22 protein-coding genes are annotated in these 22,638 nt (G+C 64.8%); 12 read left to right on the plus strand and 10 right to left on the minus strand.

What is annotated here, in order from left to right; genetic code table 11:
- Window positions 1-158 precede the first annotated feature (158 nt).
- The 3 genes from ACVOL0_RS16025 to ACVOL0_RS16035 all read right to left on the minus strand — a co-directional run bounded on the left by ACVOL0_RS16025 (window position 159) and on the right by ACVOL0_RS16035 (window position 3,469).
- Window positions 159-749 (minus strand): cysteine dioxygenase family protein, encoded by a 591-nt coding sequence (locus ACVOL0_RS16025; RefSeq protein ID WP_481549927.1) that lies wholly within the window; start codon window positions 747-749, stop codon window positions 159-161.
- A gap of 56 nt (window positions 750-805) precedes the next feature.
- A complete protein-coding gene (locus tag ACVOL0_RS16030) occupies window positions 806-2,410 on the minus strand; it encodes a carboxylesterase/lipase family protein (RefSeq protein WP_481549928.1) in 1,605 nt (534 codons plus the stop codon).
- 75 nt (window positions 2,411-2,485) lie between these two features.
- Window positions 2,486-3,469 (minus strand): alpha/beta hydrolase, encoded by a 984-nt coding sequence (locus ACVOL0_RS16035; protein WP_481549929.1) that lies wholly within the window; start codon window positions 3,467-3,469, stop codon window positions 2,486-2,488.
- Between the two features lie 140 nt (window positions 3,470-3,609).
- Here ACVOL0_RS16035 and ACVOL0_RS16040 point away from each other — a divergent pair, with 140 nt between their 5' ends.
- From ACVOL0_RS16040 to ACVOL0_RS16080, 9 genes are all read left to right on the plus strand, one after another.
- A complete protein-coding gene (locus ACVOL0_RS16040; protein ID WP_481549930.1) occupies window positions 3,610-4,437 on the plus strand; it encodes a 2-keto-4-pentenoate hydratase in 828 nt (275 codons plus the stop codon).
- Between the two features lie 37 nt (window positions 4,438-4,474).
- Window positions 4,475-5,479: a TRAP transporter substrate-binding protein gene (locus ACVOL0_RS16045; RefSeq protein WP_481549931.1), complete on the plus strand. Its 1,005-nt coding sequence runs from the start codon at window positions 4,475-4,477 to the stop codon at window positions 5,477-5,479.
- Window positions 5,480-5,492: 13 nt separating this feature from the next.
- The gene (locus tag ACVOL0_RS16050; RefSeq protein WP_481549932.1) at window positions 5,493-6,029 is read left to right on the plus strand and encodes a TRAP transporter small permease; all 537 of its coding nucleotides are present in this window, start codon (window positions 5,493-5,495) and stop codon (window positions 6,027-6,029) included.
- A 3-nt stretch (window positions 6,030-6,032) separates the two neighbouring features.
- Entirely contained in the window at window positions 6,033-7,316 is a 1,284-nt protein-coding gene (locus ACVOL0_RS16055) for a TRAP transporter large permease (protein WP_481538333.1), read from the plus strand.
- Between the two features lie 88 nt (window positions 7,317-7,404).
- The gene (locus tag ACVOL0_RS16060; RefSeq protein WP_481549933.1) at window positions 7,405-8,982 is read left to right on the plus strand and encodes a family 43 glycosylhydrolase; all 1,578 of its coding nucleotides are present in this window, start codon (window positions 7,405-7,407) and stop codon (window positions 8,980-8,982) included.
- 15 nt (window positions 8,983-8,997) lie between these two features.
- Window positions 8,998-10,083, plus strand: coding sequence for a LacI family DNA-binding transcriptional regulator (locus tag ACVOL0_RS16065; RefSeq protein ID WP_481549934.1), 1,086 nt, complete (start codon window positions 8,998-9,000; stop codon window positions 10,081-10,083).
- A gap of 218 nt (window positions 10,084-10,301) precedes the next feature.
- Window positions 10,302-11,057 carry a 2-dehydro-3-deoxy-D-gluconate 5-dehydrogenase KduD gene (gene kduD, locus ACVOL0_RS16070; RefSeq protein ID WP_313172839.1) on the plus strand — a complete coding sequence of 252 codons (756 nt, stop codon included), beginning with the start codon at window positions 10,302-10,304 and terminating at the stop codon, window positions 11,055-11,057.
- A gap of 125 nt (window positions 11,058-11,182) precedes the next feature.
- Window positions 11,183-11,821 (plus strand): RpiB/LacA/LacB family sugar-phosphate isomerase, encoded by a 639-nt coding sequence (locus tag ACVOL0_RS16075; RefSeq protein WP_296250408.1) that lies wholly within the window; start codon window positions 11,183-11,185, stop codon window positions 11,819-11,821.
- 153 nt (window positions 11,822-11,974) lie between these two features.
- Entirely contained in the window at window positions 11,975-13,168 is a 1,194-nt protein-coding gene (locus ACVOL0_RS16080) for a GDSL-type esterase/lipase family protein (RefSeq protein ID WP_481549935.1), read from the plus strand.
- A 13-nt stretch (window positions 13,169-13,181) separates the two neighbouring features.
- On the opposite strand, the gene ACVOL0_RS16085 is transcribed toward ACVOL0_RS16080, so the two are convergent.
- The gene (locus ACVOL0_RS16085) at window positions 13,182-13,970 is read right to left on the minus strand and encodes a hypothetical protein (RefSeq protein ID WP_481509261.1); all 789 of its coding nucleotides are present in this window, start codon (window positions 13,968-13,970) and stop codon (window positions 13,182-13,184) included.
- A gap of 223 nt (window positions 13,971-14,193) precedes the next feature.
- Here ACVOL0_RS16085 and ACVOL0_RS16090 point away from each other — a divergent pair, with 223 nt between their 5' ends.
- Window positions 14,194-14,937, plus strand: coding sequence for an outer membrane beta-barrel protein (locus tag ACVOL0_RS16090; protein ID WP_481549936.1), 744 nt, complete (start codon window positions 14,194-14,196; stop codon window positions 14,935-14,937).
- Between the two features lie 46 nt (window positions 14,938-14,983).
- Here the strand turns inward: ACVOL0_RS16090 and ACVOL0_RS16095 are convergent, their stop codons facing one another.
- On the minus strand, window positions 14,984-15,913 hold the full coding sequence (locus ACVOL0_RS16095) for a LysR family transcriptional regulator (RefSeq protein WP_481549937.1): 930 nt from the start codon (window positions 15,911-15,913) through the stop codon (window positions 14,984-14,986).
- Between the two features lie 136 nt (window positions 15,914-16,049).
- Between ACVOL0_RS16095 and ACVOL0_RS16100 the strand changes: the two genes are divergently transcribed.
- Window positions 16,050-16,760, plus strand: a complete 711-nt coding sequence (locus ACVOL0_RS16100) for a pirin family protein (protein ID WP_481549938.1) — start codon at window positions 16,050-16,052, stop codon at window positions 16,758-16,760.
- A gap of 307 nt (window positions 16,761-17,067) precedes the next feature.
- Here ACVOL0_RS16100 and ACVOL0_RS16105 read toward each other — a convergent pair whose 3' ends face one another.
- The 5 genes from ACVOL0_RS16105 to ACVOL0_RS16125 all read right to left on the minus strand — a co-directional run bounded on the left by ACVOL0_RS16105 (window position 17,068) and on the right by ACVOL0_RS16125 (window position 21,537).
- Complete coding sequence (locus ACVOL0_RS16105; RefSeq protein WP_481549939.1) at window positions 17,068-17,709, minus strand: DUF2894 domain-containing protein; 642 nt, start codon at window positions 17,707-17,709, stop codon at window positions 17,068-17,070.
- The gene (locus ACVOL0_RS16110; RefSeq protein WP_481549940.1) at window positions 17,706-18,356 is read right to left on the minus strand and encodes an OmpA family protein; all 651 of its coding nucleotides are present in this window, start codon (window positions 18,354-18,356) and stop codon (window positions 17,706-17,708) included. The genes ACVOL0_RS16105 and ACVOL0_RS16110 overlap by 4 nt, the downstream gene beginning before the upstream one ends.
- A 5-nt stretch (window positions 18,357-18,361) precedes the next feature.
- A complete protein-coding gene (locus ACVOL0_RS16115) occupies window positions 18,362-20,449 on the minus strand; it encodes a DUF802 domain-containing protein (protein ID WP_481549941.1) in 2,088 nt (695 codons plus the stop codon).
- A 10-nt stretch (window positions 20,450-20,459) separates the two neighbouring features.
- Window positions 20,460-21,176 (minus strand): DUF3348 domain-containing protein, encoded by a 717-nt coding sequence (locus tag ACVOL0_RS16120; RefSeq protein WP_481549942.1) that lies wholly within the window; start codon window positions 21,174-21,176, stop codon window positions 20,460-20,462.
- 88 nt (window positions 21,177-21,264) lie between these two features.
- A complete protein-coding gene (locus ACVOL0_RS16125; RefSeq protein WP_481531838.1) occupies window positions 21,265-21,537 on the minus strand; it encodes a metal/formaldehyde-sensitive transcriptional repressor in 273 nt (90 codons plus the stop codon).
- Between the two features lie 62 nt (window positions 21,538-21,599).
- On the opposite strand from ACVOL0_RS16125, the gene dmeF reads away from it, so the two are divergent.
- Window positions 21,600-22,577 (plus strand): CDF family Co(II)/Ni(II) efflux transporter DmeF, encoded by a 978-nt coding sequence (gene dmeF, locus ACVOL0_RS16130; RefSeq protein ID WP_481549943.1) that lies wholly within the window; start codon window positions 21,600-21,602, stop codon window positions 22,575-22,577.
- Window positions 22,578-22,638: the final 61 nt, after the last annotated feature.

Below are 22,638 nucleotides of genomic sequence, written 5' to 3' on the forward strand. Positions count from 1 at the left end.
CGCGGCTGGGGGGTTGCTGGGGTGGGGGTGCGCGGGGGCCCCTCGTCGGCCCGGCCTGCCCCCCGCGCCCCCCCCCCCCCCCCCCCCCCCCCCCCCACTACGGTGTTGGTTGGATTGCCGGCTTCGCGGCTTACGCCGCTCCTACAAATGCCGCCGGCTCACGCGTCCAAGCCCAATTCCCTGCACTCACGCGCATACCAGCGCGGCGCATCATCGATCGGCTGGAATACGTGGCTGCGCTCCATCACGCGCTGGTAGACGTGCACCGAGATCGCGATCCGCTCGGTGTCGCTGTTGCGCAGCGTATGGAATTCATCCGGCGGAATCAGGTTGCCCGCGCTGCCCTTGCAGCCGTGCAGGCACTCGCGTGGCGCGAACTGGTAACGCTCACCATCGCGCTCCAGCATCCGGTACGGGGTGATCTCCAATGTGCCCTGCCATACGCCCTCCACGCACCACAGGCCATCGTGGTCATGCAGCGGCGTGCCCTGCCCTGGCCCCCAGGTCATGGCGATGATGCTGTAGCCATGCTCCGGGCTGCGGTAGATCTCGCGGCGTGCGTAGTGGTCATGTACCGGGGCGTGTACGCAGGCCGGCAGCACGATCTGCGGATCGCGGATGGCGCGTTCCAGCACAGCCTGCACCTGGGCGACCGTGCTGTGGGTATCGCTGGCCTGCAAGGCGGCGTCGATACCGTCCAGCAGGCGTTGGCGACCAGCGAATTCGGGATGCGGCGATTGCAATGTCATCACCGCAGTCTAGGCAAGGCAGGTAAAGATTCCGTTGAAACTATCTGCCGACCAGCTCAGAAGGTGCCGCGCTGGATGAAGGGCGCCTGCTGATAAAGCCGACGTTCGCCGCCGCGCGGGTCGTCCATCTGCCGGCTTTGTGTGTCGAACAGCATCGTTTGTCGGCGTTCCAGATCGTATTGCTGCCAGTGTGGCAGGCCGGCATGATTGGGATCGCCATGCCGCGCGAACGCCAGCAAGGTATCGCTCATCGTGTCCGCCAACTGCTGCATCGCCGCACTGCTGCCGGTGCGGGAACCCGGCTGAGCGTTGTTGTGGAACACCAGCGGGATGTCCAGGGTGTGGAAGGCACGCAACCTGGCGGCATCGCCATCACGGTCATAGCCATCCAGCTGATACGCCCAGGTCGGTGCGCCCTGGCGCGCACGTGCCTCCAGTTCTTCCACTGCACCGCGCCAGGAGCGACCGGCGGTGGTGGCGGCGAAGAACACGTCCGACGGTGTGTACTGCGGATACAGGCGGCGGTACTCGGCAATCACCACCGATGGCAGCAGGTCCACGTATTGCTGGGCTTCGAGCTTGGCCGGTAATTCCTCCCAGCTCAGCTCGAAATTCTTCGGATCGTTTCCGAGGAAGGCACGGGTTTCGTCGTGGGTGTTGCCGATCACCATCGGGACCGACGCGGACTGCTGCGGTGCCTGCGGCCAGAACGGATGCACCGGCAGGTTGCGCGCATCCAGCACCGGGCCGACGTAGAGGCTGCTGCTCTCCACGCGCGAGGGATCGCGCACTTTCACGGCTTCCAGCAGCAGCTGCATCGGCATGCGCCGCAATGCCTCGGGATCGGCCTTGAGGTGATCGAGCACCAGCTGCGCGCGTTGCGTGGCGGCGCGCGGGCCCGCCGCGGTGGCCTGCTGGCCGCTCATCGTCCAGGCGCGATGGAACAGGCCCTTGGCCGCCGGCATCGCCATCAGCGTGGCGATCTTGGCGCCGCCGCCGGACTGGCCGAACACGGTGACGTTGTCGGCATCGCCACCAAATTCGGCGGCGTGCTGACGCACCCACTGCAGTGCCTGGATCAGGTCGAGCTGGCCGACATTGCCGGAGTCCGCGAACGTCTCATCACCGAGCTGGGCCAGATACAGGTAGCCGAACAGGTTGAGGCGGTGATTGACCGTCACCACCACCACGTCGCCGCGTCGGTTCAGGTTGCCGCCGTCGTACAGCGGGTCGCTGCCGGAGCCGTTGTTGTAGGCACCGCCGTGAATATAGAACAGGATCGGCCGCTTGCCGCCGTCGCGCAATGCTGGCGTCCACACGTTGAGGTAGAGGCAGTCCTCGCTGCCCGGGCCTTCGCTGCCGGTTTGCGGGGCGGCGGCTGCGTAGTCGAGCGCATCACGTATGCCGCGCCAAGGGCTCTCCTGCAGGGCGGGCTGGAAGCGGCGTGGCGCGGTGTCGGCGCCGTAGGGGATGCCGCGGAATACGTGCGTGCCGTTCTCGGTCTGGCCGGCCAGACGGCCGCTGCGGGTGCGGACGATGGGGCTGGGTGGGGTGTTTGCCCAGCTGGTGTTGCCGAGGGTGGCAAGGCTGGTTGCTGCGGCCAGCAGGGTGGTTTGCTGGAGGAAGCTGCGGCGGGCTGGGTTGTTTGGGTTTTGCGGCATGCTGGTGTCCTGGGGTGGTGGGGATTGGGCGCGCTTTGCCCTCACCCCAACCCCTCTCCCGCAGGGAGAGGGGCTTTAGCGGCGGGGCTGTTGCGATGCCATCCAGCTCAAGGCCAGTTGTGGCCATGCCGCTGTTGTGAGGCCCACCGTGCCGCGGGTGCCGAAGCCATGGCCGCCGTGTGGGAACAGGTGCATTTCGCTGCTGACGTTTGCACTGCGCAGGCTGTTGTAGAACAGGAGGCTGTTGCCTACCGGTACTACCTCGTCATCGGCGGCGTGCAGCAGGAAGCTTGGCGGTGTATCGGCGCGGACCCGCAGCTGCATCGAGTACTGCTGCAGCAGTTCGTCGCTGGGCGCGCTGCCGAGCAGGCGGTTGCGTGAGCCTGCATGCACGTCGTCGCCGCGCATCGTGATGACCGGGTACATCAGCAACTGGAAGTCGGGGCGTGCGCTTTCCGCGTCGATTGCGTCGCTGTGCGGATAGACATTGCGGTCAAAGCCGTTGCCCAACCGCGCGGCCAGGTGGCCGCCGGCCGAGAAACCCATCGTGCCGATACGCTGCGGGTCCAGGCTCCAGTCCTTGGCGTGGTGGCGGATCAGCCGCAGTGCGCGCTGCGCATCGGCCAGCGCCGCTTCGCGGTCGGTGCGGCCTTCGCCGGGTAGCCGGTAACGCAATACGAACAGGGTCACGCCGCCCTGCTCCACCAGGGCCGGCACCAGCGCCGTGCCCTCCTTGTCCAGCACGACGCGCTGGTAGCCACCGCCGGGGATTACCAGCAAGGCGCTGCCATTGGGTTTGGCCGGGCGATGGACCACCAGGTAGGGCGCGCTGACATGGTCGATATAGCGGTCCGGCAGTGCAGGATCGCTGCTGCGTTCAACGATGCGCTGCGCCAGCGACAGCGGCTTGTCCCCCGGTGCCATACCCTGCGGCCATAGCGCGATACGGTCGGCCGACCCCGCTGCGGGTTCACCATCGGTGGCGGCCGATACGGTTGCCGGAAGCAGCCCGACAAAAGTGGCGAAAGCCAGCTGCAACAAGGGTTTCAATCGAATCATGGGCGTAGCGGTCAGGTCTGGGCCGAGGGCGTGGTACAGCTTCTGGTGCAGTGCACATTGTCAGATGACACCGGTTTACCTTATACAGCCAGTCACAGCACTGTCGATGGGCAGTGCAGCAAAGTCACCAGGAGACGCACTTGAGCAACGACCAAGGCAGCCAGCCGCAGGCGCCAGCCGCGCTGGACGAGATTGCCCGCACCTTTGTGGAAGCACGCCGCGATGGCCGTTCGCTTCCGGATTTCCCCGGGACCATCCCGGACGATCTGGTCACCGCCTATCAGGTGCAGGATCTGGCGATCGGCCGCTGGGATGACAGCGTGGTTGGCTGGAAGGTGGGCTATATCGCCGCCGAACGCCGCGACAGCTCCGGCGATGACCGCCTGCTCGGCCCGATTTTCAAACGCAATCTCTGGAATGCTACCGGTAGCATCGTGGAGATCCCCGTATTTGCAGCCGCAGGCGGCTTTGCCGCGGTGGAAGCCGAATACGTGCTGGAACTGCTGGCCGATGCCCCGGCCGACAAGCTCGACTGGACCCCGGAAGAAGCCGAGGCGCTGCCGGCCAAGCTCTACATCGGCGTGGAAGTGGCCAGCAGCCCGTTGAAGACCATCAATGTGCTGGGTCCGCGTGTGGTGGTGTCCGACTTCGGCAACAACAACGGCCTGGTGCTGGGCGGCGAGGTGCCGAACTGGATCCGCTGCGACGAACCGGAGCTGCGTGCGCAGACCGAGATCGACGGCGTCGTGGTCGGCACCGGTGGCGCCACCACCCTGCCCGGCGGCCTACGTGCCGCGTACGCGTTCGCACTGTCGCGTTCGGCCAAGCGTGGCCGGCCGCTGAAGAAGGGCGAACTGATCGCCACCGGCAATGCCACCGGCATCCACGACATCGCCGTGGGCCAACAGGCATTGATTCGCTTCGCCGGTTACGGCGACATTTCCTGCAAGGCCGTGCCAGCCGGGTAATCCCGGCCGCCACGGTAGCAACGCGTTGGAGGGCGCTATGGTTACTCGAAGAGGCTTTCTCAAAACCGGCATGGGGGCATTGGCCATGCCGGTACTCGCCGCCTGCTCTGGTGGCAGCAAGGGTGCGGCCGGTGGCAGTCAGCTGCTGACCGCCACCGATGTGCACGTGGCGGACTATCCGACCGTCACCGCGGTGAAGTGGATCGGCGAACAGCTGCTGCGCGAAACCGGCGGCCGCCTGGGCTTGAACCAGTTCCATTCCGGCCAGCTCGGCCGTGAGTCCGAGGCGATCGACATGGCCCGCTTCGGTGCCATCGACATCACCCGCGTCTATTCCGGCGCGCTCAACAATGCGTTCCCGCTGACCCGCGCGCTGTGCCTGCCGTATGTCTTCGACTCGGTCGAACATATGCGCCGCGCGCTCGATGGTGGCATCGCGGATGCAGTGCTGCAGGGCTTTGAAAGCCGCGAACTGGTCGGCCTGGCGGTCTACGACTCCGGTGCGCGCAGCTTCTACAACACCAAGCACCCGATCATCACGCCCAAGGACCTGCACGGCTTGAAGCTGCGCGTGGCCAGCTCGGACATCTTCCTGCAGCTGATGCGTCTGTTCGGTGCCAACCCCACGCCGATGTCGCTGGGCGACACGTTCTCCGGCATGGAGACGCACATGATCGACGGCGCCGAGAACAATATGCGCAGCTTCCATTCCAGCCGGCATTTCGAGGCTGCGCATTACTGGTCGGAAAGCCAGCACTCGTACGCGCCGGACATCCTGCTGATGTCGCGCCGCAGTCTGGATGCATTGACGCCATCCGATCGCCGCCTGCTGATCGACCTGGCGCGGCAATCGGTGCAGGTGATGCGCACCGCCTGGGACGCATCCGAAGACAAGGCCCGCGCAGCGGTGCTGGCTGCCGGTGTGAAGTCGAATGCGGTCGACATGCCAGCGTTCCGCGCCGCTGCCGAACCGCTGCTGCGTGACTACCTGCAGCAGGCCGATATCGCCGCGCTGCACCGTCGCATCCGCGACTTCGCCTGAGGGGGCCGTACCGATGTCTGATTCCAACGTACAAGCGGCCCCGGCAGGACTCCAGCGCGTGCTGGAGAAACTCGCCGACGTGGTCATCTACATCGCCGTCGCCGCCCTGCTCGGGCTGGTGGTGGTGCAGGGCTGGCAGGTCTTCGCCCGCTATGTGATCAATGATTCGCCGAGCTGGACCGAGCCGGTCACGTTGCTGCTGCTGAGCACGACGATGAGCATGGGCGCGGCGGCCGGCGTGTATACCAACCGCCATTTCGGTTTCTTCCTGCTGGCCGAGCAGATGCACCCGCTGGTCAAGCGCCTGATCGATGCGCTGGTGCCGCTGATCGTCGGCACCATCGGTGGTTTCCTGGCCTGGTGGGGTTGGGTGTTGTGGCTGGACGGCCTGCACATCAAGACCGCCGGTGCCAACCTGCCGCAGAGCGTGAACTACCTGCCGCTGAGCATCGGTGGTGCGCTGATGGCGCTGTTCGCACTCAATCGCCTGCTGTTGTCGCTGCGCGTTGGCGCCGGCACCGCTGCCAACGCTGCCGAAGGGGACCGCTGAGTCATGGGTATCGCAATTCTTTTCGCCGTATTCGGCGTGCTGTTGTTGATCGGCGTGCCGGTGGCCTATGCGCTTGCCGCTGCCGCGTTGGCCACCCTGCTGTACCTGGATATTCCAAGCATCGTTTTGGTGCAGCAGATCTCGGCCGGCACCGGTTCGGCCTCGCTGATCGCCATTCCGCTTTTCATCTTTGCCGGTGAAATCATGATGCGCGGCGGTATTTCCGAGCGTCTTATTTCCCTGGCCTCATCGCTGGTTGGGCGCCTGCGCGGTGGCCTCGGCCAGGTCTCGATCCTGTCCTCGCTGTTCTTCGGCGGTGTGTCCGGTTCGGCCATCGCCGACGTATCGGCGGTGGGCGGCACGATGATTCCGCAGATGGTCAAGCGGGGTTATGACCGTGACTTCGCGGTCAACGTCAGCATCACCGCCGCACTGGTGGCGCTGCTGGTGCCGCCGTCGCACAACCTGATCCTGTTCTCGGCTGCGGCCGGCGGCGGCCTGTCCATTGCCGATCTGTTCGCCGCAGGCATTGTGCCGGCCTTGTTGATGACGGTGGTGCTGATGGTCACCGGCTATGTGGTTGCACGGCGCCGTGGCTACGGCGTGGAAGCCTTCCCGGGCTGGCGCGCGGTGCTGTTGCGACTGGTTGCCGCCCTGCCCGGCCTCGGCCTGGTTGGCTTGATCTTCTTCGGTATCCGCGCCGGCATCTTCACTGCGGTGGAATCGGCGGCCATCGCCGTGGTCTACGCCTTGCTGGTGACCACCGTGCTGTACCGCCAGCTGCGCATCAAGGAGTTCTTCGAGACCGTCATCCATGCGGCGCGCAGCACCGGTGTGATCCTGTTCGTGATCGCCACCGCTGCGGTGTTCGGCTGGTTGCTGGCCTACCTGCAGGTGCCTGCGGCGGCGGTGGACTTCCTGCAGTCCTTCGCGCACAGCAAGTACATGGTGCTGTTGATGATCGTGGTGATGCTGCTGTTGCTGGGTACCTTCATGGACCTGGCGCCGATGATCCTGATCTGCACGCCGATCTTCCTGCCGGTGGCCAAGGCCTATGGCATCGACCCGATCCACTTCGGTCTGGTGCTGGTGCTGACCGGTGGCCTGGGCCTGGTCACGCCGCCGGTGGGCTCGGTGCTGTTCATCGGTACCGCCATCGGCAAGATCAGCGTGGGCGAAAGCATGAAGACCATCTGGCCGTTCTGGATGGCCGGCCTGCTGGTGCTGTTGATCGTGACCTTCTTCCCCGAACTGTCGCTGTGGCTGCCGGCCTTGCTGCGTAGCTGATGCATGCACGCTGCGGACAGGTTCGCGCCTGTCCGCAGCCGTGGTTTGACGCTGGCGTATCCGCCGCGCCTTCAACCTGGAGATGTCGATGAACGTGACCCGTACCCTGGCCGCGCTGGCCACCGCATGCCTGCTGGCCGCCGTGCCGGCCTGGGCCGCCGATGCACCGATCAGCCCGAAGCGTGGCATCGAGCACCAGCGCATGGCCGATCTGGGCAATGGCAGCTTCCTCAACCCGGTGCTGGCCGGCGACCACCCGGATCCGTCGGTGCTCAAGGACGGTGATGATTACTACCTCACCCTGTCCTCGTTCGACGCGTATCCCGGCCTGCCGATCTGGCATTCGCGCGACCTGGTCAACTGGCAGCCGCTGGGCCATGCCATCACCACCAACGTCGGCGCGATCTGGGCGCCGGACATCATCAAGCACAAGGGCCGCTACTTCATCTACTTCCCGGCGCGCACCGGTGATTCTCGCAGCAATTTCGTGGTCTGGGCCGACGACATCAAGGGGCCGTGGAGCGAGCCGATCGATATCGGTCTGTCCGGCTATATCGACCCCGGCCACGCCGTGGGCGAGGACGGCAAGCGCTACCTGTTCCTGTCCGGCGGCGACTACGTGCAGATCAGCGATGACGGCCTGAGCGTGGTCGGCAAGCCCAGGCATGTCTATGACGGCTGGCGTTACCCGGAAAGCTGGGACGTGGAGTCCTATGCCCAGGAAGGCCCGAAGATCAGCCAGCGCAATGGCTGGTATTACATGACCACCGCGGTCGGCGGCACCGCCGGTCCGCCGACCGGGCACATGGTCATCACCGCCCGCTCGCGTTCGATCCACGGGCCGTGGGAAAACGCACCCAACAACCCCATCACCCGCACCGTCGATCGCGCCGAGCCGTGGTGGTCGCGTGGCCATGCCACCCTGATCGAAGGCACCGATGGCCGCGGCTGGATGATGTACCACGGCTATGAGAATGGTTACTGGACGCTGGGCCGGCAGATGCTGCTGGAGCCGATCGAGTGGACCGACGACGGTTGGTTCGTGGCCAAGGGCGGCGATCTGGGCGCGCCGCTGCTCAAGCCTTCCGGCGAGGCGCTGCCGCATGGGATGGCGCTGTCCGATGACTTCAAGGGCGGCAAGCTCGGCCCGCAGTGGTCGTTCTTCAACCCGGCCCGCGACGAGTACCAGCGGCTTTCCTTCGACAAGGACGGCATGACCCTGCGAGGCAAGGGCAGCACCCCGCGCGACGCTTCGCCGCTGACCGCCATTGCCGGCGACGTCGCCTACGAATTCGAAGTGGAGATGGACATCGAGCCCGGTGCCTTCGCTGGCGCCCTGCTGTTCTACAGCGACCGCCTGTACGCTGGCGTGGGCAGCAATGGCGAGCAGTTCATCCTGCACCGCTATGGCGAGGAGCGCCCCACCCGGCCGCAGCCCAGCGCCACCGGCGGCAAGCTGTGGCTGCGGGTGAGCAACAACCGCCACATCCTCACCATCCACAGCTCCAAGGACGGCCGGACCTGGCAGAAGTATCCTGTTCAGATGGAAGTCTCCGGCTACCATCACAATGTGGCGGGGAAATTCCTTGCGCTGAAGCCGGCCATTTACGCCGCCGGCAATGGCAAGGTCCACTTCCGCCAGTTCCGCTACCGCGCACTGGATTGAGCGCGGCCCGATAGAATGAATGTATTGAACGGTTTCAAGGACATCGCCTTGCGCAAGAAAGCCGACGCCGCCACCACGCCCCAGTCACTGGGGCGGCCCGCCACCATCAACGACATCGCGCGGCTGTCGGGTGTTTCCAAGAAGACGGTCTCGCGGATCATCAACAACTCGCCATTGGTGCGCAAAGACACCCGCGACAAGGTGGAAGCGCTGATGCGCGAGGTCGGCTACACGCCTGATCCCTTGGCGCGTGGACTGGCGTTCCGGCGCTCGTTCCTGATCGGCATGGTCTACGACAACCCCACCGCGCAATACGTGGTGGACATGCAGAACGGTGCATTGGATGCGCTGCGCGGCTCCAGCTTCGAGCTGGTGGTGCACCCCTGCGACACCCGCAGCCCCGGCTACATCGAGGGCGTGAAGCGCTTCGTGCAGCAGCAGAAACTGCATGGCGTGATCCTGGTGCCGCGTGCCTCCGAAGACCAGGCACTGGCCGACATGCTGGACGAGATCGGCTGCCGCTTCACCCGCATCGCCTCGCTGCCGCTGGATGAAACCTCGCAGATGGTGATCACCCACGACCGTGACGGCGCCGCCGAAGCGGCCGATTACCTGCTGTCGCTGGGCCACCGTGACATCGCCCTGATCACCGGCCCCACCGCCTACCGCTCGGCCCATGAGCGCACCGCTGGCTTCCTTGAAGCCTTGGAACGGCGTGGCATCGAACTGCCGCCGGCGCGCATCATCGAGGCCGGTTACACCTTCGAATCCGGTGTGGCCGCGGCCGAGAAGCTGCTGCTGGGCAAGCAACGGCCGACCGCCATCTTCACCGGTAACGATGAAATGGCCGCCGGCGTCTACAAGGTGGCCATGCGTGCCGGCATCAGTATTCCACGCGAATTGTCGATCGTCGGTTACGACGACAGCCCGCTGGCCTCACGCCTGTGGCCGTCGCTGACCTCGGTACGCCGCAACACCCGTGACACCGGGAGAACAGCGGCGGCTATGCTGATCCAGCCCGAGGGCAAGACCGCCATGCCCCTGGCCAGCGTGCGCCCGCATCTGATCGTGCGCGATTCCTGCCAGCCACCGCAGGACTGATTGAATCCAAGTTTTTGTTTTGAAAAGGAAACCGCTTATCTTGCAGTGCAAAATGACACCGGTTTCCATAATTGGATAGAATCGCCCGGCAGGCCCGCGGATTGCAGTTGCGGGCCACTGGACAGATGCGCTGACCGGGACCGCCCCGGTGCCATCGCCCCGCTCCGGCACCCGTCGCCGGCAGCACCATCGAACTACCGCTCTGGGAGAGGAACAGCATGACGAATCCATTCAGTCTCGAAGGCAAGGTCGCCCTGGTAACCGGTGCCAATACCGGTCTGGGCCAGGGCATCGCGCTGGCGCTGGCCGCCGCCGGTGCCGACATTGCCGGCGCCGGCATCGTCCCGGCCGACGAGACCGCCGAGAAGGTGCGCGCGCTGGGCCGCCGCTTCCTCAACATCGAAGCCAACCTGATCAGCATCGAGCCGGTTGAGCGTGTGGTTGCCGAAACCATTGCCGGTCTGGGTCGCCTGGACATCCTGGTCAACAATGCGGGCCTGATCCGCCGCGCCGATGCCGTGGATTTCAGCGAGAAGGACTGGGACGACGTGATGAACGTCAACATCAAGTCCGCGTTCTTCATGAGCCAGGCTGCCGGCAAGCATTTCATCGCCCAGGGCAGCGGCAAGATCATCAACATCGCCTCGATGCTGTCCTTCCAGGGTGGCGTGCGGGTGCCGTCGTACACCGCCTCCAAGAGCGGCATTGCCGGCATCACCCGCCTGCTGGCCAATGAGTGGGCAGGCAAGGGCGTGACCATCAACGCCATCGCCCCGGGCTACATGGCCACCGACAACACCGCGCAGCTGCGTGCTGACGAAGACCGCAACAAGGCGATCCTGGACCGCATCCCGGCCGGCCGCTGGGGCAAGCCGGAAGACCTGGGCGGCACCGCGGTGTTCCTGGCGTCCAGCGCGTCGGATTACGTCAACGGCGCGATCATTCCGGTCGATGGTGGCTGGTTGGCGCGTTAACCGCACTTTCCTTCCCCCGCGTGCGGGGGAAGGTGCCCGAAGGGCGGAAGGGCGGAAGGGGGGCATTTGCTCCTGCTTGAGAGCTCCCTTCAAAACACAGTCTTTTCAATCTAGAGAGTCACGCAATGAAAATCGCATTGATGCAGGAGTTCAGCCAGGCCGCCAAGAATCCGGTGGTGCTGGAACAGCTCAACACCGTCGCCGCCGCACAGGGCCACGACGTGTTCAACGTCGGAATGGACGGTGACAACGATCACCGCCTGACCTACATCCACCTCGGCATCTGCGCCGCGCTGCTGCTCAACGCCAAGGCCGTGGATTTCGTGGTCGCCGGCTGCGGCACCGGACAGGGCGCGATGATGTCGCTCAATGCTTGGCCGGGCGTGTTCTGCGGCTACTGCATCGAGCCGACCGATGCCTTCCTGTTCGCCCAGGTCAACAGCGGCAACGCGCTGGCACTGCCATTCGCCAAGGGCTTCGGCTGGGGCGCGGAAATCAACATCCGCTACATCTTCGAGAAGGCATTTGCCGGTGAGCGCGGCCAGGGTTACCCGGCCGAGCGCAAGGAATCGCAGATGGCCAATGCCGGCATCCTGGCGCAGGTGAAGCAGGGCGCCTCCAAGGACTTCGTCGAGGGCCTGAAGTCCATCGACCAGGAACTGGTGAAGCAGGCTGTCGGCGGCGAGCGCTTCCAGAAGGCGTTCTTCGACAACGCGCAGGACGACAACATCGTCGCCTACGTGAAGAGCGTGCTGGGCAAGTAAGCCCGCGCATGCGGTAGCGCCCTTGCGGGCAGACAAGGGCGCCTGCGGGCGCCTTTGTTGTTTGTGATTGATCGTGTGCGATCAGATCACCGTGAAAATTGGACCCAGCCCTTCTCCCACAAGGGGAGAGGGGACTTTGAGCAGAAGCAGCCCATGCAATCTCATGCATCTTTTCTGGTCGGCATTTTTGCGCTTGCATTTGCTTTCCAAGCCAAATGTCAGGAGCCCACCCACCGCGTCTTCATCGCCGCAGACTCCACTGCCGCCAGCTATGGCCCCGAGCGCGCACCACAAGCCGGCTGGGGCCAGGTGCTGCAAAGCTGGCTCGATGACAGTCAATGGCAGGTGCGCAACCACGCCGTCGGCGGTCGCAGCACCCGCAGCTTCATCGCCGAAGGGCGCCTGGACGCAATCGAGAAAGAGCTGCAAGCCGGCGACGTGCTGCTGATCCAGTTCGGCCACAACGATGCAAAGCTGGAAGACCCAACGCGCTACACCAATCCAGACAGCGACTATCAACAATTCCTCTCGCGCTACATCGCCGCTGCACGCACAAAAGGTGCAACGCCCATCCTGATCACACCCGTCGCGCGCCTGCTCTACGACTTCGGCGCGCTGCTGGATACGCATGGCCGCTACACGCAGGCGATGAAGCACGTCGCTGCCGAACAGAACGTGCAGATGATCGATCTCAATGCGAGTTCGATGGCGTGGATACGCGCGCTGGGCGAGCAGGGCGCCAGGCCCTATTTCATGTTCGTACCGGAGCAGAACAAGGCCGATGGAACACACTTCAGCGTTGCTGGTGCTACAGCAGTCGCTTGTCTGGTGATGCGCGGCTGGGTCGACGTCGCGCCGCAGATGAAGCCAACGCTCAAGCGCGATATCGATTGCGGGGTGATCGACGCAGGGCAGGGCGGCGTGACTTCCACACCAAGCGCCGCAGCCCCTGCTGTTGCCACGCCAAAGCAGGAGGCAGGCAACCCGCACGGTTCACAGGTCATCCGCGAACAGGACATCGGCCGCCAGCAACCTGGCCCGCACGGCGGTGCCGGTCCAACCACCGCTTACTCGTTCTTCGCCGCCGTAAGCGATCTGCCCTTCGTCATGCGCAAGCGTGTCCTGCACAAGGGTGCCGGCATCGGCCTGCACCCGCAGCACAAGGACGAGATCTACTACATCGTCAGCGGTCGCGGGCTGTACGTGCTGGACGGCAAGCAACACGACGTCGGCCCCGGCCACGCTCTGCTCACCCGCAGCGGCAGCAGCCATGCCCTGCAACAGACCGGCGAGGACGATCTGGTGGTGATGCTGGCGTATCCAACCTCGACGAACCACGCGCGCTGAGTCGACTGCGTGCTCATTCTGGCTGTCGGGCCAATAACTCCCAATTGCGATCCGGTTCGAAACCGGTCTCCTTGAGGAAGTCAGAGAACGTGCGGTAAAAACCACCTGGTTCCGTAGTGTGTACGCCATCCCACTCAAGTTGACCGCAGGTCAAACAGATCTCCATGCGTTGAATCCGCTTTTTCCCGCGGAAAAATTCCAGGCGGTGGTGAGGGATGTAGGCGCACGCCGACACATACGATGCAACATGGGGTGACATCGCTGCCAGCCGATTCCGCAATCCAGAGACCTGCGCTTCGGAAAGCTCAACACGCTTGTAGCTTCGCTCTCGACTGGGTGGATCATTCGGGCCGGGTGTTGTTGGGAAGTCGGTTTCAAAAGAGTGTTCAACCAGTACGACGCGGTCGGCGTGTTCCAGTGCTGCCATGACTTCCGTGATAAAGGGTTGCCCCTGATCGTTGGGAACTTCATCGGCCAACGCATCATCCGGCAAGACTGCAGCAACGTCGGCCACGGGTGCCGGTTGCCGGGCGCATGCGCAGGCGAGCAATGCCGTGATGAGGATCAGTGATCGAATCATGGAAGGATTCCCGTTGTTGGTCTGTTTGTGCTGCCAGGGGGCTTGGGAGTGATTGCTATCGGTCAGTTGAGTGCAGAACCGCGTCGGCAGGACGGCAACGCCTTGGGGTGAGCGGTATTTTGAGCTGAGTTTAGCGGAGGGCGGTTGTTGGCCCAGCGATGCACTGATTGCGCGGCTCGCAGGCGATCCATGGCCCTGCGCCGCAGTGATCGGCTGCGACATCGTTTCCATACCGCTGTTTTATCGGCACCTGCGCGCAGGCCAAAGATGCCGCTGTCGGGCTGGCTTGACACGGCTCAGGGCCGCCCCCAATGTGCCGTCCTTAGGGGCTTCCGATCCCGAAGAACGCCGGTTCTGCGCAAGCAGGCGTGGGCGACGCGCGTCCTGCGGGCGTGACGGTTCGGCACAGGAAGAATGGAATACGCATCATCCAGGATGGAACCAGATGAAGAAGACCTGCCTTGCCGCACTCGTTCCGTTGTTGCTGTTGACTGCCGGCGCTGCCGATGCGCAGTCCATTTCCAAAGGTTGGGCTGCCTACCGCGCCCAGCAGACTGCCCCCGCCGCTGCAACGCCAACGCAGCCACCGGTGGCCGGCGAGACTGCGGCGCAGGTGACTCCTGCTACCCCCATCGCCCCGGCACCAGCAGCGGCACCCGCGCCCGCAGCCGCACCGCAGTGGGGCGGCACATCGTCCAGGAACGAACACCCGCAGCCTGGCTTCTTCGTCGGCGTGCAGGGTGGTGCTGGCTGGGTCTATGAGGATGCCGACCAGCGTGCGGTTTCCGCCAGCGCGGGTTACCGCTGGCAGATCGAAGATTTTGCCCAGGTGGGTATCGAGCTTGGTGCAGGCAAGCTGCGCGAAACGCACGAGAATGACTTTCTGGTGCCAGAGGTCCGGTTCACCAATATCGGCGCGAATGCGCGTTTCAGCTTTGGCAGGAACAGCGCCTGGTTCGGCACCGTGCGTGCCGGCTACTGGCGCGCCAAGTCGGATGATTACTGGGGCAAAGTCACTACCGACGGTCTTTACGGAGGGTTGGGGGTTGGTGTTGACCTCAGCCGCCACTTCAATCTGCAGCTGACATACACCGGCTACCTGTACTCGGCGGACTACAACTACAACGACGAAGAGTACGAGGTGAACGGTGCCGACACTCTCACCCTGGGCGCGGAAGTCCGCTTCTGATTGTCAGCGAGCCGGTCGTTGAGGACCGGCTCATGACCTCGGTCGATCAGATGCCGTGCTGACCAGGTACGGCCCACGGCTCCTTCTCCAGGCGCAGCGCCAGGTAGTCGATCAAGGCCTGCACCCGTGCTGGCCGATGCAGGCCGGGCGGAGTGATGATGCTCAGCGCCAGTGGCTCCACTTTCCAGTCGTCCATGGCGGTCTGCAGGCGGCCGTCGCGCAGTTGCTCCCAGACCAGGAACTCTGGCTGCAGAGCCAGTCCAAGTCCTGACTGCAGTGCGGCATCGAATATCTCTGCGTTGTTGGCCTGCAGCTGACGCGGCACGGTCTGCGCGAACTCCCCGTGGCGCGGGTGACGGAAGCGCCAGGTGTTGCCGCCGCGGGTATAGCTGTACTGGAAACCGCGATGCTGGACTAGGTCACGCGGATGTGTAGGCCGCCCGTGCGCCTCGAAGTACGCCGGTGACCCGACCAGCAGGATGCGCACCTGGCAGAGCTGGCGTGCGCGCAGGCTGGAGTCGGCCAGGGTGGAGATACGCAGCGCCATGTCGAAGCGCTCGGCCACCAGGTCCACCATCTGGTCGCTGAGCTGGATATCCAGCTCCACGTCGGGATGGGTCTGCATGAAGTCCGGCAGCAACGGTGCCAGCCGCGACACACCGAACGACATCGGCGCCGCCAGCCGGATCAGGCCGCGCAACGCGGCCGAACGGTCGGCGACCTCGGCTTCGACCGCTTCGCCTTCGTCGAGGATGCGCGCGGCTCGCTCCAGCGCCGCTTCACCGGCGGCGGTCAGCGACATGCGCCGTGAGGTGCGGTGGAACAGGCTGGTGCCGATACGCGTCTCCAGCCGGGTGATGGCCTTGGAAACGGTGGCCTGCGACAGCTGCAGCTCCTCGGCGGCACGGGCGAAGGAGCCGGCTTCGGCGACCTTGGCGAAGATGGCCCAGGCTTCCAGGTCAGGCAGGCGGTTCATGGTGGCAGCTCGCAGGGCAGGGTGGGGTGATCATGTCACAAATGGAAATAATGCATTTCCATACTTTCTATTCTCGGCATCGAGGTGCAGGCCTAGACTTTCCCCGTCGTAACCCCACCGCTTTCAGGAGAACGCCATGATTGAACGTCGCCCATTTGCCAGCCTTGGTGGAGCCAATCACGGCTGGCTCGATGCCAAGCACCACTTTTCGTTTGCCGAGTACCAGGACAACAAGCGCATGAACTGGGGCGCGATGCGGGTCTGGAATGACGACATCATCCAGCCCGGCACCGGCTTCCCGCCGCACCCGCATGCCGAGATGGAAATCATTACCTATGTGCGCGAAGGCGCCATCAGCCACAAGGACGACCAGGGCAACCAGGGCCGTACCGAAGCAGGCGATGTGCAGGTGATGAGTGCCGGTACCGGCATCCGCCACGCCGAATACAACCTGGAGGCGGGCGTCACCAAGATCTTCCAGATCTGGATCTTCCCGGACCAGCGTGGTGGCAAGCCGTCCTGGGGCAGCAAGCCCTTCCCCAAGGGCGAGCGCTCGGGCCGTTTCATCACCCTGGCCAGCGGCATGCAAGGTGACGACGATGCATTGCCGATCCGCGCCAACGCCCGCGTGCTGGGTGCGACGTTGAAGGCCGGCGAGAGCACCGAGTACCACTTCACCGACAGTAACCGCTACGGCTACCTGGTGCCGAACACCGGCAAGGTCGATGTCAGTGGCGTGCTGCTGGAGGCCCGCGATGGCGCTGCCATCACCGGCGAGAGCAGCATCCGCATCACCGCGCTGGAAGACTCCGAGCTGGTGCTGGTCGATACCGCGGCGCTGCAGTAAGCCAAACCGGGGTCAGAGTCAGGTTTCCGTTTACCCAAGCGGAGTTGCGCTGCCCGGGTTGCGAAGCTGGCGGTGGACCAGCTTCGCGATCCGCCCAGGGTTTGTGGGAGCGGCGTAAGCCGCGAAGCTGACATTGTTGAAGTCGTGAGCGGCAGTGCCATCTGTTGGTGTATCAGCTTCGCGGCTTATGCCGCTTCCACAAGAATCCCGCATCGCGGGACACTGGCCATATTTGCTCACGCAAACGACAAAGGCGCGGATGGTCGCGCCTTTGTCGTTGCTGTTCCCTGATCCTTGCGGCGGCCGATCACGCCTTCTTGCGGCTGGCCTTGCGTTTGCTGGCTGCGCGGGTCGGCTCCACCACGGTGTTGGTGCCGCTGACCGGCTCCATCCAGGTCAGCGCATCCACATAGGCGATGAAGTGCTGCAGATACTCAGGCGACAGCTCCTGCATCAGCGCCATCGCGCGATAGGTGAGTACGCTGGAATGCAGCGGGCCGGCATCTTCCGGCAACGAGTCCAGGCATTGGCGCAGCAGGCTGTCGATGCGGATGCGGCTCCATAGCTGCTGGAATTCATCCAGTGCCGGCATCAATGCTGCTTCGGTGCTATCGCCAGTGTCGCTGTCGCCAGCTGGCGCGTTGGAGGTACGCAACGGCAACTGGTATTGCAGCGGATCTGCCTGCAGCTGTTGCAGCAGTAACTGCAGAGGGCTGTCGGTGCAAGACTTTGCCGCAGGCTTGGCAACTTTCGCGGCAACAAGCTGCGCATACGCGTCGGTCAGCTGTGACAGGCGCGCATCCAACTGCGCGCGCGCGCTGCCCGCATAGTGCTGTGCGCGCTGCGCCAGCGCCGCGATCCGCTCGAAACGCGGCGGATCGATACGATCCGCTCCGCTTTCGCGCCATGCCTGCAGCTGTGCCAGCGTTGCCAAATCAGCGGCCATCATTGCGCGGCATCGGCCTTGTCATCCTGCTTGGGACGCGGGATCGGCGCGATCTCGACGCGGCGGTTCTTGGCGCGGCCCGCTTCGTCATCGTTGCTGCTGACCGGCTGCTCGGCACCGAAGGCAGCGGCGAATACCGACTGCGATGGCACGCCATCGGCAATCAAGGTGCGGGTGACGGTGAGCGCACGTGCCGCCGACAGCTCCAGGTTGTCGGCGAAGCGGCCATGGACCACGCGTACCGGCTGGTTGTCGGTGAAGCCGCTGACCATCAGGATTTCCTCGCGTGTGCCCAGATAGTCGCGCAACGGCGCGGCGATGCTCTGCAGCAGCTCGCGGCCTTCCGGCTGCAGCTGGTCGGAGTTGAGCGCGAACAACACACTGCCACTGATGCCGATGCGGCCGTTGATCACGGTCACGCGGCCAGCCGCCAATGGCGCGGCCAGGGCTTGCTCCAGCGTCTTCAGCTTGGCGGTCTGTTCCTGGCGCTGCTTGACCTCTTCATCCAGGCGGTTGTGCAGCAGCAGCTGGATGCCGATCACGCTGGCCAGGATAAGCACGAAGGCGCCGAGCAGCACCGACATCAGGTCGCCGAATGCGGCCCAGGTGGTGGCGCTGGATTCGGCGTCGAATTCGATTTCGTCGCTCATCGCGCTCAGGCTCCGGCGTTGTCGCGGGCTTCGGCCAGCTGCTGCAGCTCACCAATGATCTGCTTCTGCGAGAGCATGCTCAGGTCCACCACTTCACGCGCCTGCGCGACGTAATAGGCGAGCTGCTCATCGCTGCGGGCCAATGACTTGTCCAGCGCGCTTTCGATCAGTTGCAGGCGCTCGTTCAAGGCCGCGGTGGACTGGCCGAACAGCTGCACGGCGCTGCCGAAGGCATCGCCGAGGCTGGCCATTTCGACCGCGCTGGCGGTGACGTTGGCGGCGGCGTGGTCGAGCTTGCTGGTCTCGCTTTCAAGCTGGTTGCTGAAGCGGCTGCCGACGCGTTCGAGCAGATTGGCCGAGGTGCTGACCAGCGCGTCGACTGCGCTGCGTTGTTCGGTGGATGCATGGGTGACCGCACCGAGCAGGGTTTCCAGGGTCGACAGCAGATGACTGCGTTCTTCCAGCATGGCGGTATCGCGGACCATGCTGTCGGACAGTTTCTGGCGCAGCTCGGCCACCACTTCGGCGGCGGCGCGCGGTGCCTCGGAAGCGGTCTGCACCAGTCGCGAGATCTCGGCGATGGTGTCGCGGGCCTGCGCCTGCTGCTGTTCGCTCATGGCCTGCGTGGTCTGCGCCAGGCTGTCGCAGATCTGCTGCTGGCGCTGTGCGACGGCTTCGCCATTGCGCTGCCAGCTGCTGTCCAGCGTGCTGACCATTGCCGATAGCGACTGCGACCACTGGCCCAGCCGCTGTTCGTCACGTTCGGCGAAAGCGTTCTGCAGTTGTTCGTGCGATTGCTGCAGGGAAGACAGCAGCGACTGCGCGTGTTGCTCGAATGCGGACGATGCACTCAGCAAGGCCTGCTCATTGCGCTGTGCAAGTTCGCTGTGCGCGCTGTGCTGCTGCACCAATGCATCGCGCCACGCTTCGGCAGTACGGCCGACGTTGTCTTCCATGCGTGCGGCAATACCATCGATCAAGCTGTTGGAGCGCTGCTCGAAGTGGCTGCTGAATTGTGCCAACGCCTGCTGCAGCTGCTCGGTCAACGCATTGTTGCTGCGTTGCTGTGCATCCAGTGCGCTGCTCCAGCTGCTGCCCGCGGTTGCGGCGGCGCTCTGCACGGCGGCATTGATGCCTTCGAGCTGTTTGTGCACGGCGTTGTCGATGCTGGCGTGCAGGGCGTTGGACTTGTCAGCCAGGCCCGTCATGGTTGCATCAACGACGGGCTGCAATGCGGCGCCAACCGCATTGGCCTGCTGGCTGATGCCGGCCTGCATCGATTGCTGCAGCGATGCCGCCAGCTGTGTATAGGCCGCTTCGGTGCGCTGGTGGAATTCCTGCTGGCTGGCCTGCAGGCGTTCGTTGTTGGCCTGGTGCTGCTGCTCCAGGCTGCCCATCATCGCCTGCAGGCGCTCGACCAGGGTCGGCATCAGCGCGTTCTGTTCCTGCAGCAGGCGGAAGGTTTCGCCGCGCTGGAAACTCTGCGAATGCATGCGCAGCTGGCTGGCGATGCCGGCATCCAGTTCCTGCACGGTCTGGGCGCGTTCGCGGCGCAGCAGGGCCGACAGCAAGCCGAGTGCGGCCGAGCTGGCAACACCGGCGATGGAGGTGCCGAAGGCGAAGCCCAAACCCTTGACCGGTGCGGCCAGCGAGCTGCGGATCGCATCCAGGTCGGTAGCGCTTTCCAGTGCCAGACCGGTGCCGCGCAGGGTGGCCATCATGCCGAGCAGGGTGCCGAGCATGCCCAGCAACACCAGCAGGCCGACCAGATACGGGGTCAGTGCAGGTGCGGGCAGGCCGACCCGCTCGCCCTGTACGCGCAGGCGCACCGGACCACGCAGGCCAGGCTGCAGGCGGCTCAGCCAGCCGTCGAGGTTGTCTGCAGCCTCACCGATGACCGGCAAGGCCTGCTGCAGGGTGCCGGTGGCCTGGCGGTAGCGGAACAGCTCCACCGCGCCGGCCAGATAACAGGCGGCGATGATCGCCGCGACCACCGCGGCCAGTGGATGGGTGCCGGCATAGCCCACCCCGATCCAGCACACGGCCAGCAGGCCAACAAGGAAGACAACGACTGCAACGAGGTTTCTGGACATGAGGTACGGATTACCGGGTGCGTAGCGCTGCAAGCAGGCCATCGATGGGGTGGAAGCGGACATCCAGTTCGGCCAGCAGCGCGCTGCGCAGGTCTTGCCGGAACGTGACCAGCCAGGGGCCGGTGGGTGCCGCGGTGGGGTCCGATGCGGCGGCATCGGCGGGGTCGTGCGCGGCTGCGGCGAGCAGCCGTTGGTAGTGCAGGCCGAGCAGCACCGGCACATGGGAAAGCAGGCTGTGTTCGCGCGGGCTGAGGGTGGCTTCCAGCACCGCGTCGACTTCGGCCAGACGCGCCTTGGCCGGGGATTGCCGGGCCAGCATGTCACGCAGGCGGCCGCGCAGGCGCCCGCTGCTGGTTTGCATGGCGCGTTGCTGGTTCAGGTAGTGCTGGCGGTAGGGGGCGAAGCCGGGTGGCAGCTCGGCGTCGGCAGGCGCAGGATTGCGCGCCGGGCTGAGGTCGATCTCGGCCTGGATGGCCTCCACCAGCCTGGTCCGCGCAGTGGCGTACTCAGCATCCTGCGCCGGCGTGTAGTCGGGACCGGGTTCGGGCGCCTGCGGCGGGTTGTCCAGCGCCTTGGACAGGGTGATGGCACGGTTCCAGTCGAACCACTGCGCCAGCCGCTCCGGCACCGCAGGCGCCGCAGGGGATGCTCCCTCGTCGTTGAAGCGGGCCAGCAGGCGAATGAACGCCGGGCCCAGAACGGGCGCCCGTTCGGATGCTTTGGCCATGGTCCTGACTAAAAATTGGTCATTTTACATGCTGCGGCAAACCGCGCCCTGGCCCGGGTATTCAGGGCGGGCGGAGCGGTTGGCGGGGTCAGCGCGCATGCCGCTTGAGCAGTTCCAGCAGCAGCTCGGCCTCGGCAGCGCGCTTGGCCGGGTCCGCTTCGGCGACGACATGGTCGCTCAGATGACCGGCCATCACCTCCAGCATCAGCCCGTGCATGGCGCCTTTGGCGGCGGCGATCTGCACCAGCACGGCGTCGCAGTCGTCGCCGCTTTCCAGTGCCTGTTCCAGCGCCGCCACCTGGCCGGCAATGCGCCGCACCCGGGTCAGCAGCTTTTTCTTGTCGCGTTGGATATGAGCCATGACTGGCATCATATACCCCATGGGGGTATAGAATCACGCCGTCCTTCTCCCAACCCGCCGCCATGCAACTCGACGCGCTCGCTCAATCCCGCCGCCACAGCCACGCCTTCAGTGATGGCAATCCGATGGCGGAGAAAAACACCCGTCGGGCGATGGCGCTGACCTTGGTGATGATGGTGGTGGAGATCGCTGGCGGCTGGTGGTTCAACTCGATGGCGGTGTTGGCCGATGGCTGGCATATGAGCTCGCATGCGCTGGCACTTGGTTTGGCAGCCTTTGCCTATGCCTGTGCACGGCGCTACCGCGATGATCCGCGCTTTGCTTTCGGAACCTGGAAGATCGAAATTCTGGCCGGTTTCACCAGCGCGATCCTGTTGCTGGGGGTTGCCGCGATCATGGCGTTCGAGTCCATCCTGCGCGTGTTCAAACCCAGCCCCATCCATTACCAGCAGGCCATTGCGATCGCAGTGGTCGGGCTGGCGGTGAACCTGCTGTGCGCATGGTGGTTGCGCGATCAACACCATCATCATGGCCACGATCATGGGCATGACCACCACACGCATGGCAACCATCACCACCATGATCTGAACCAGCGCTCGGCGTATCTGCATGTACTGGCAGATGCGGCGACTTCGGTGTTGGCGATCATCGCCCTGCTCGGTGGCCTGTATTTCGGTGCCTCATGGCTGGACCCGCTGATGGGCATCGTTGGCGCGGTGCTGGTGTCGGTCTGGGCCTGGGGTTTGATCAAGCAGACCAGTGGCGTGCTGCTGGATGCGGAGATGGACGCACCGGTGGTGGCCGAGATCCGCGAGGCGGTGGAGCAGGGCGAGGTGCCCGCGCACATCAGTGACCTGCACGTCTGGCAGGTCGGCCGTGGTCGCTATGCCTGCGCGATGGAAGTAGTGACTGAGTCCGTGGTGTCGCCGGAGGTATTCCATCGCGCCTTGGCGATCCACGAGGAGATCGTGCACGTGACGGTTGAGGTGCGTAGTGCCGAGCCATGCTCGGCAGGGGCTTTACCGGTGCACCGGTTGTAGGAGCAGCGTCAGCCGCGAAGCTGGCAATGCTGGAACAACCGATATGTTCGCGATCTGATGG

It is taken from the genome of Stenotrophomonas sp. STEN021 (assembly GCF_056760175.1).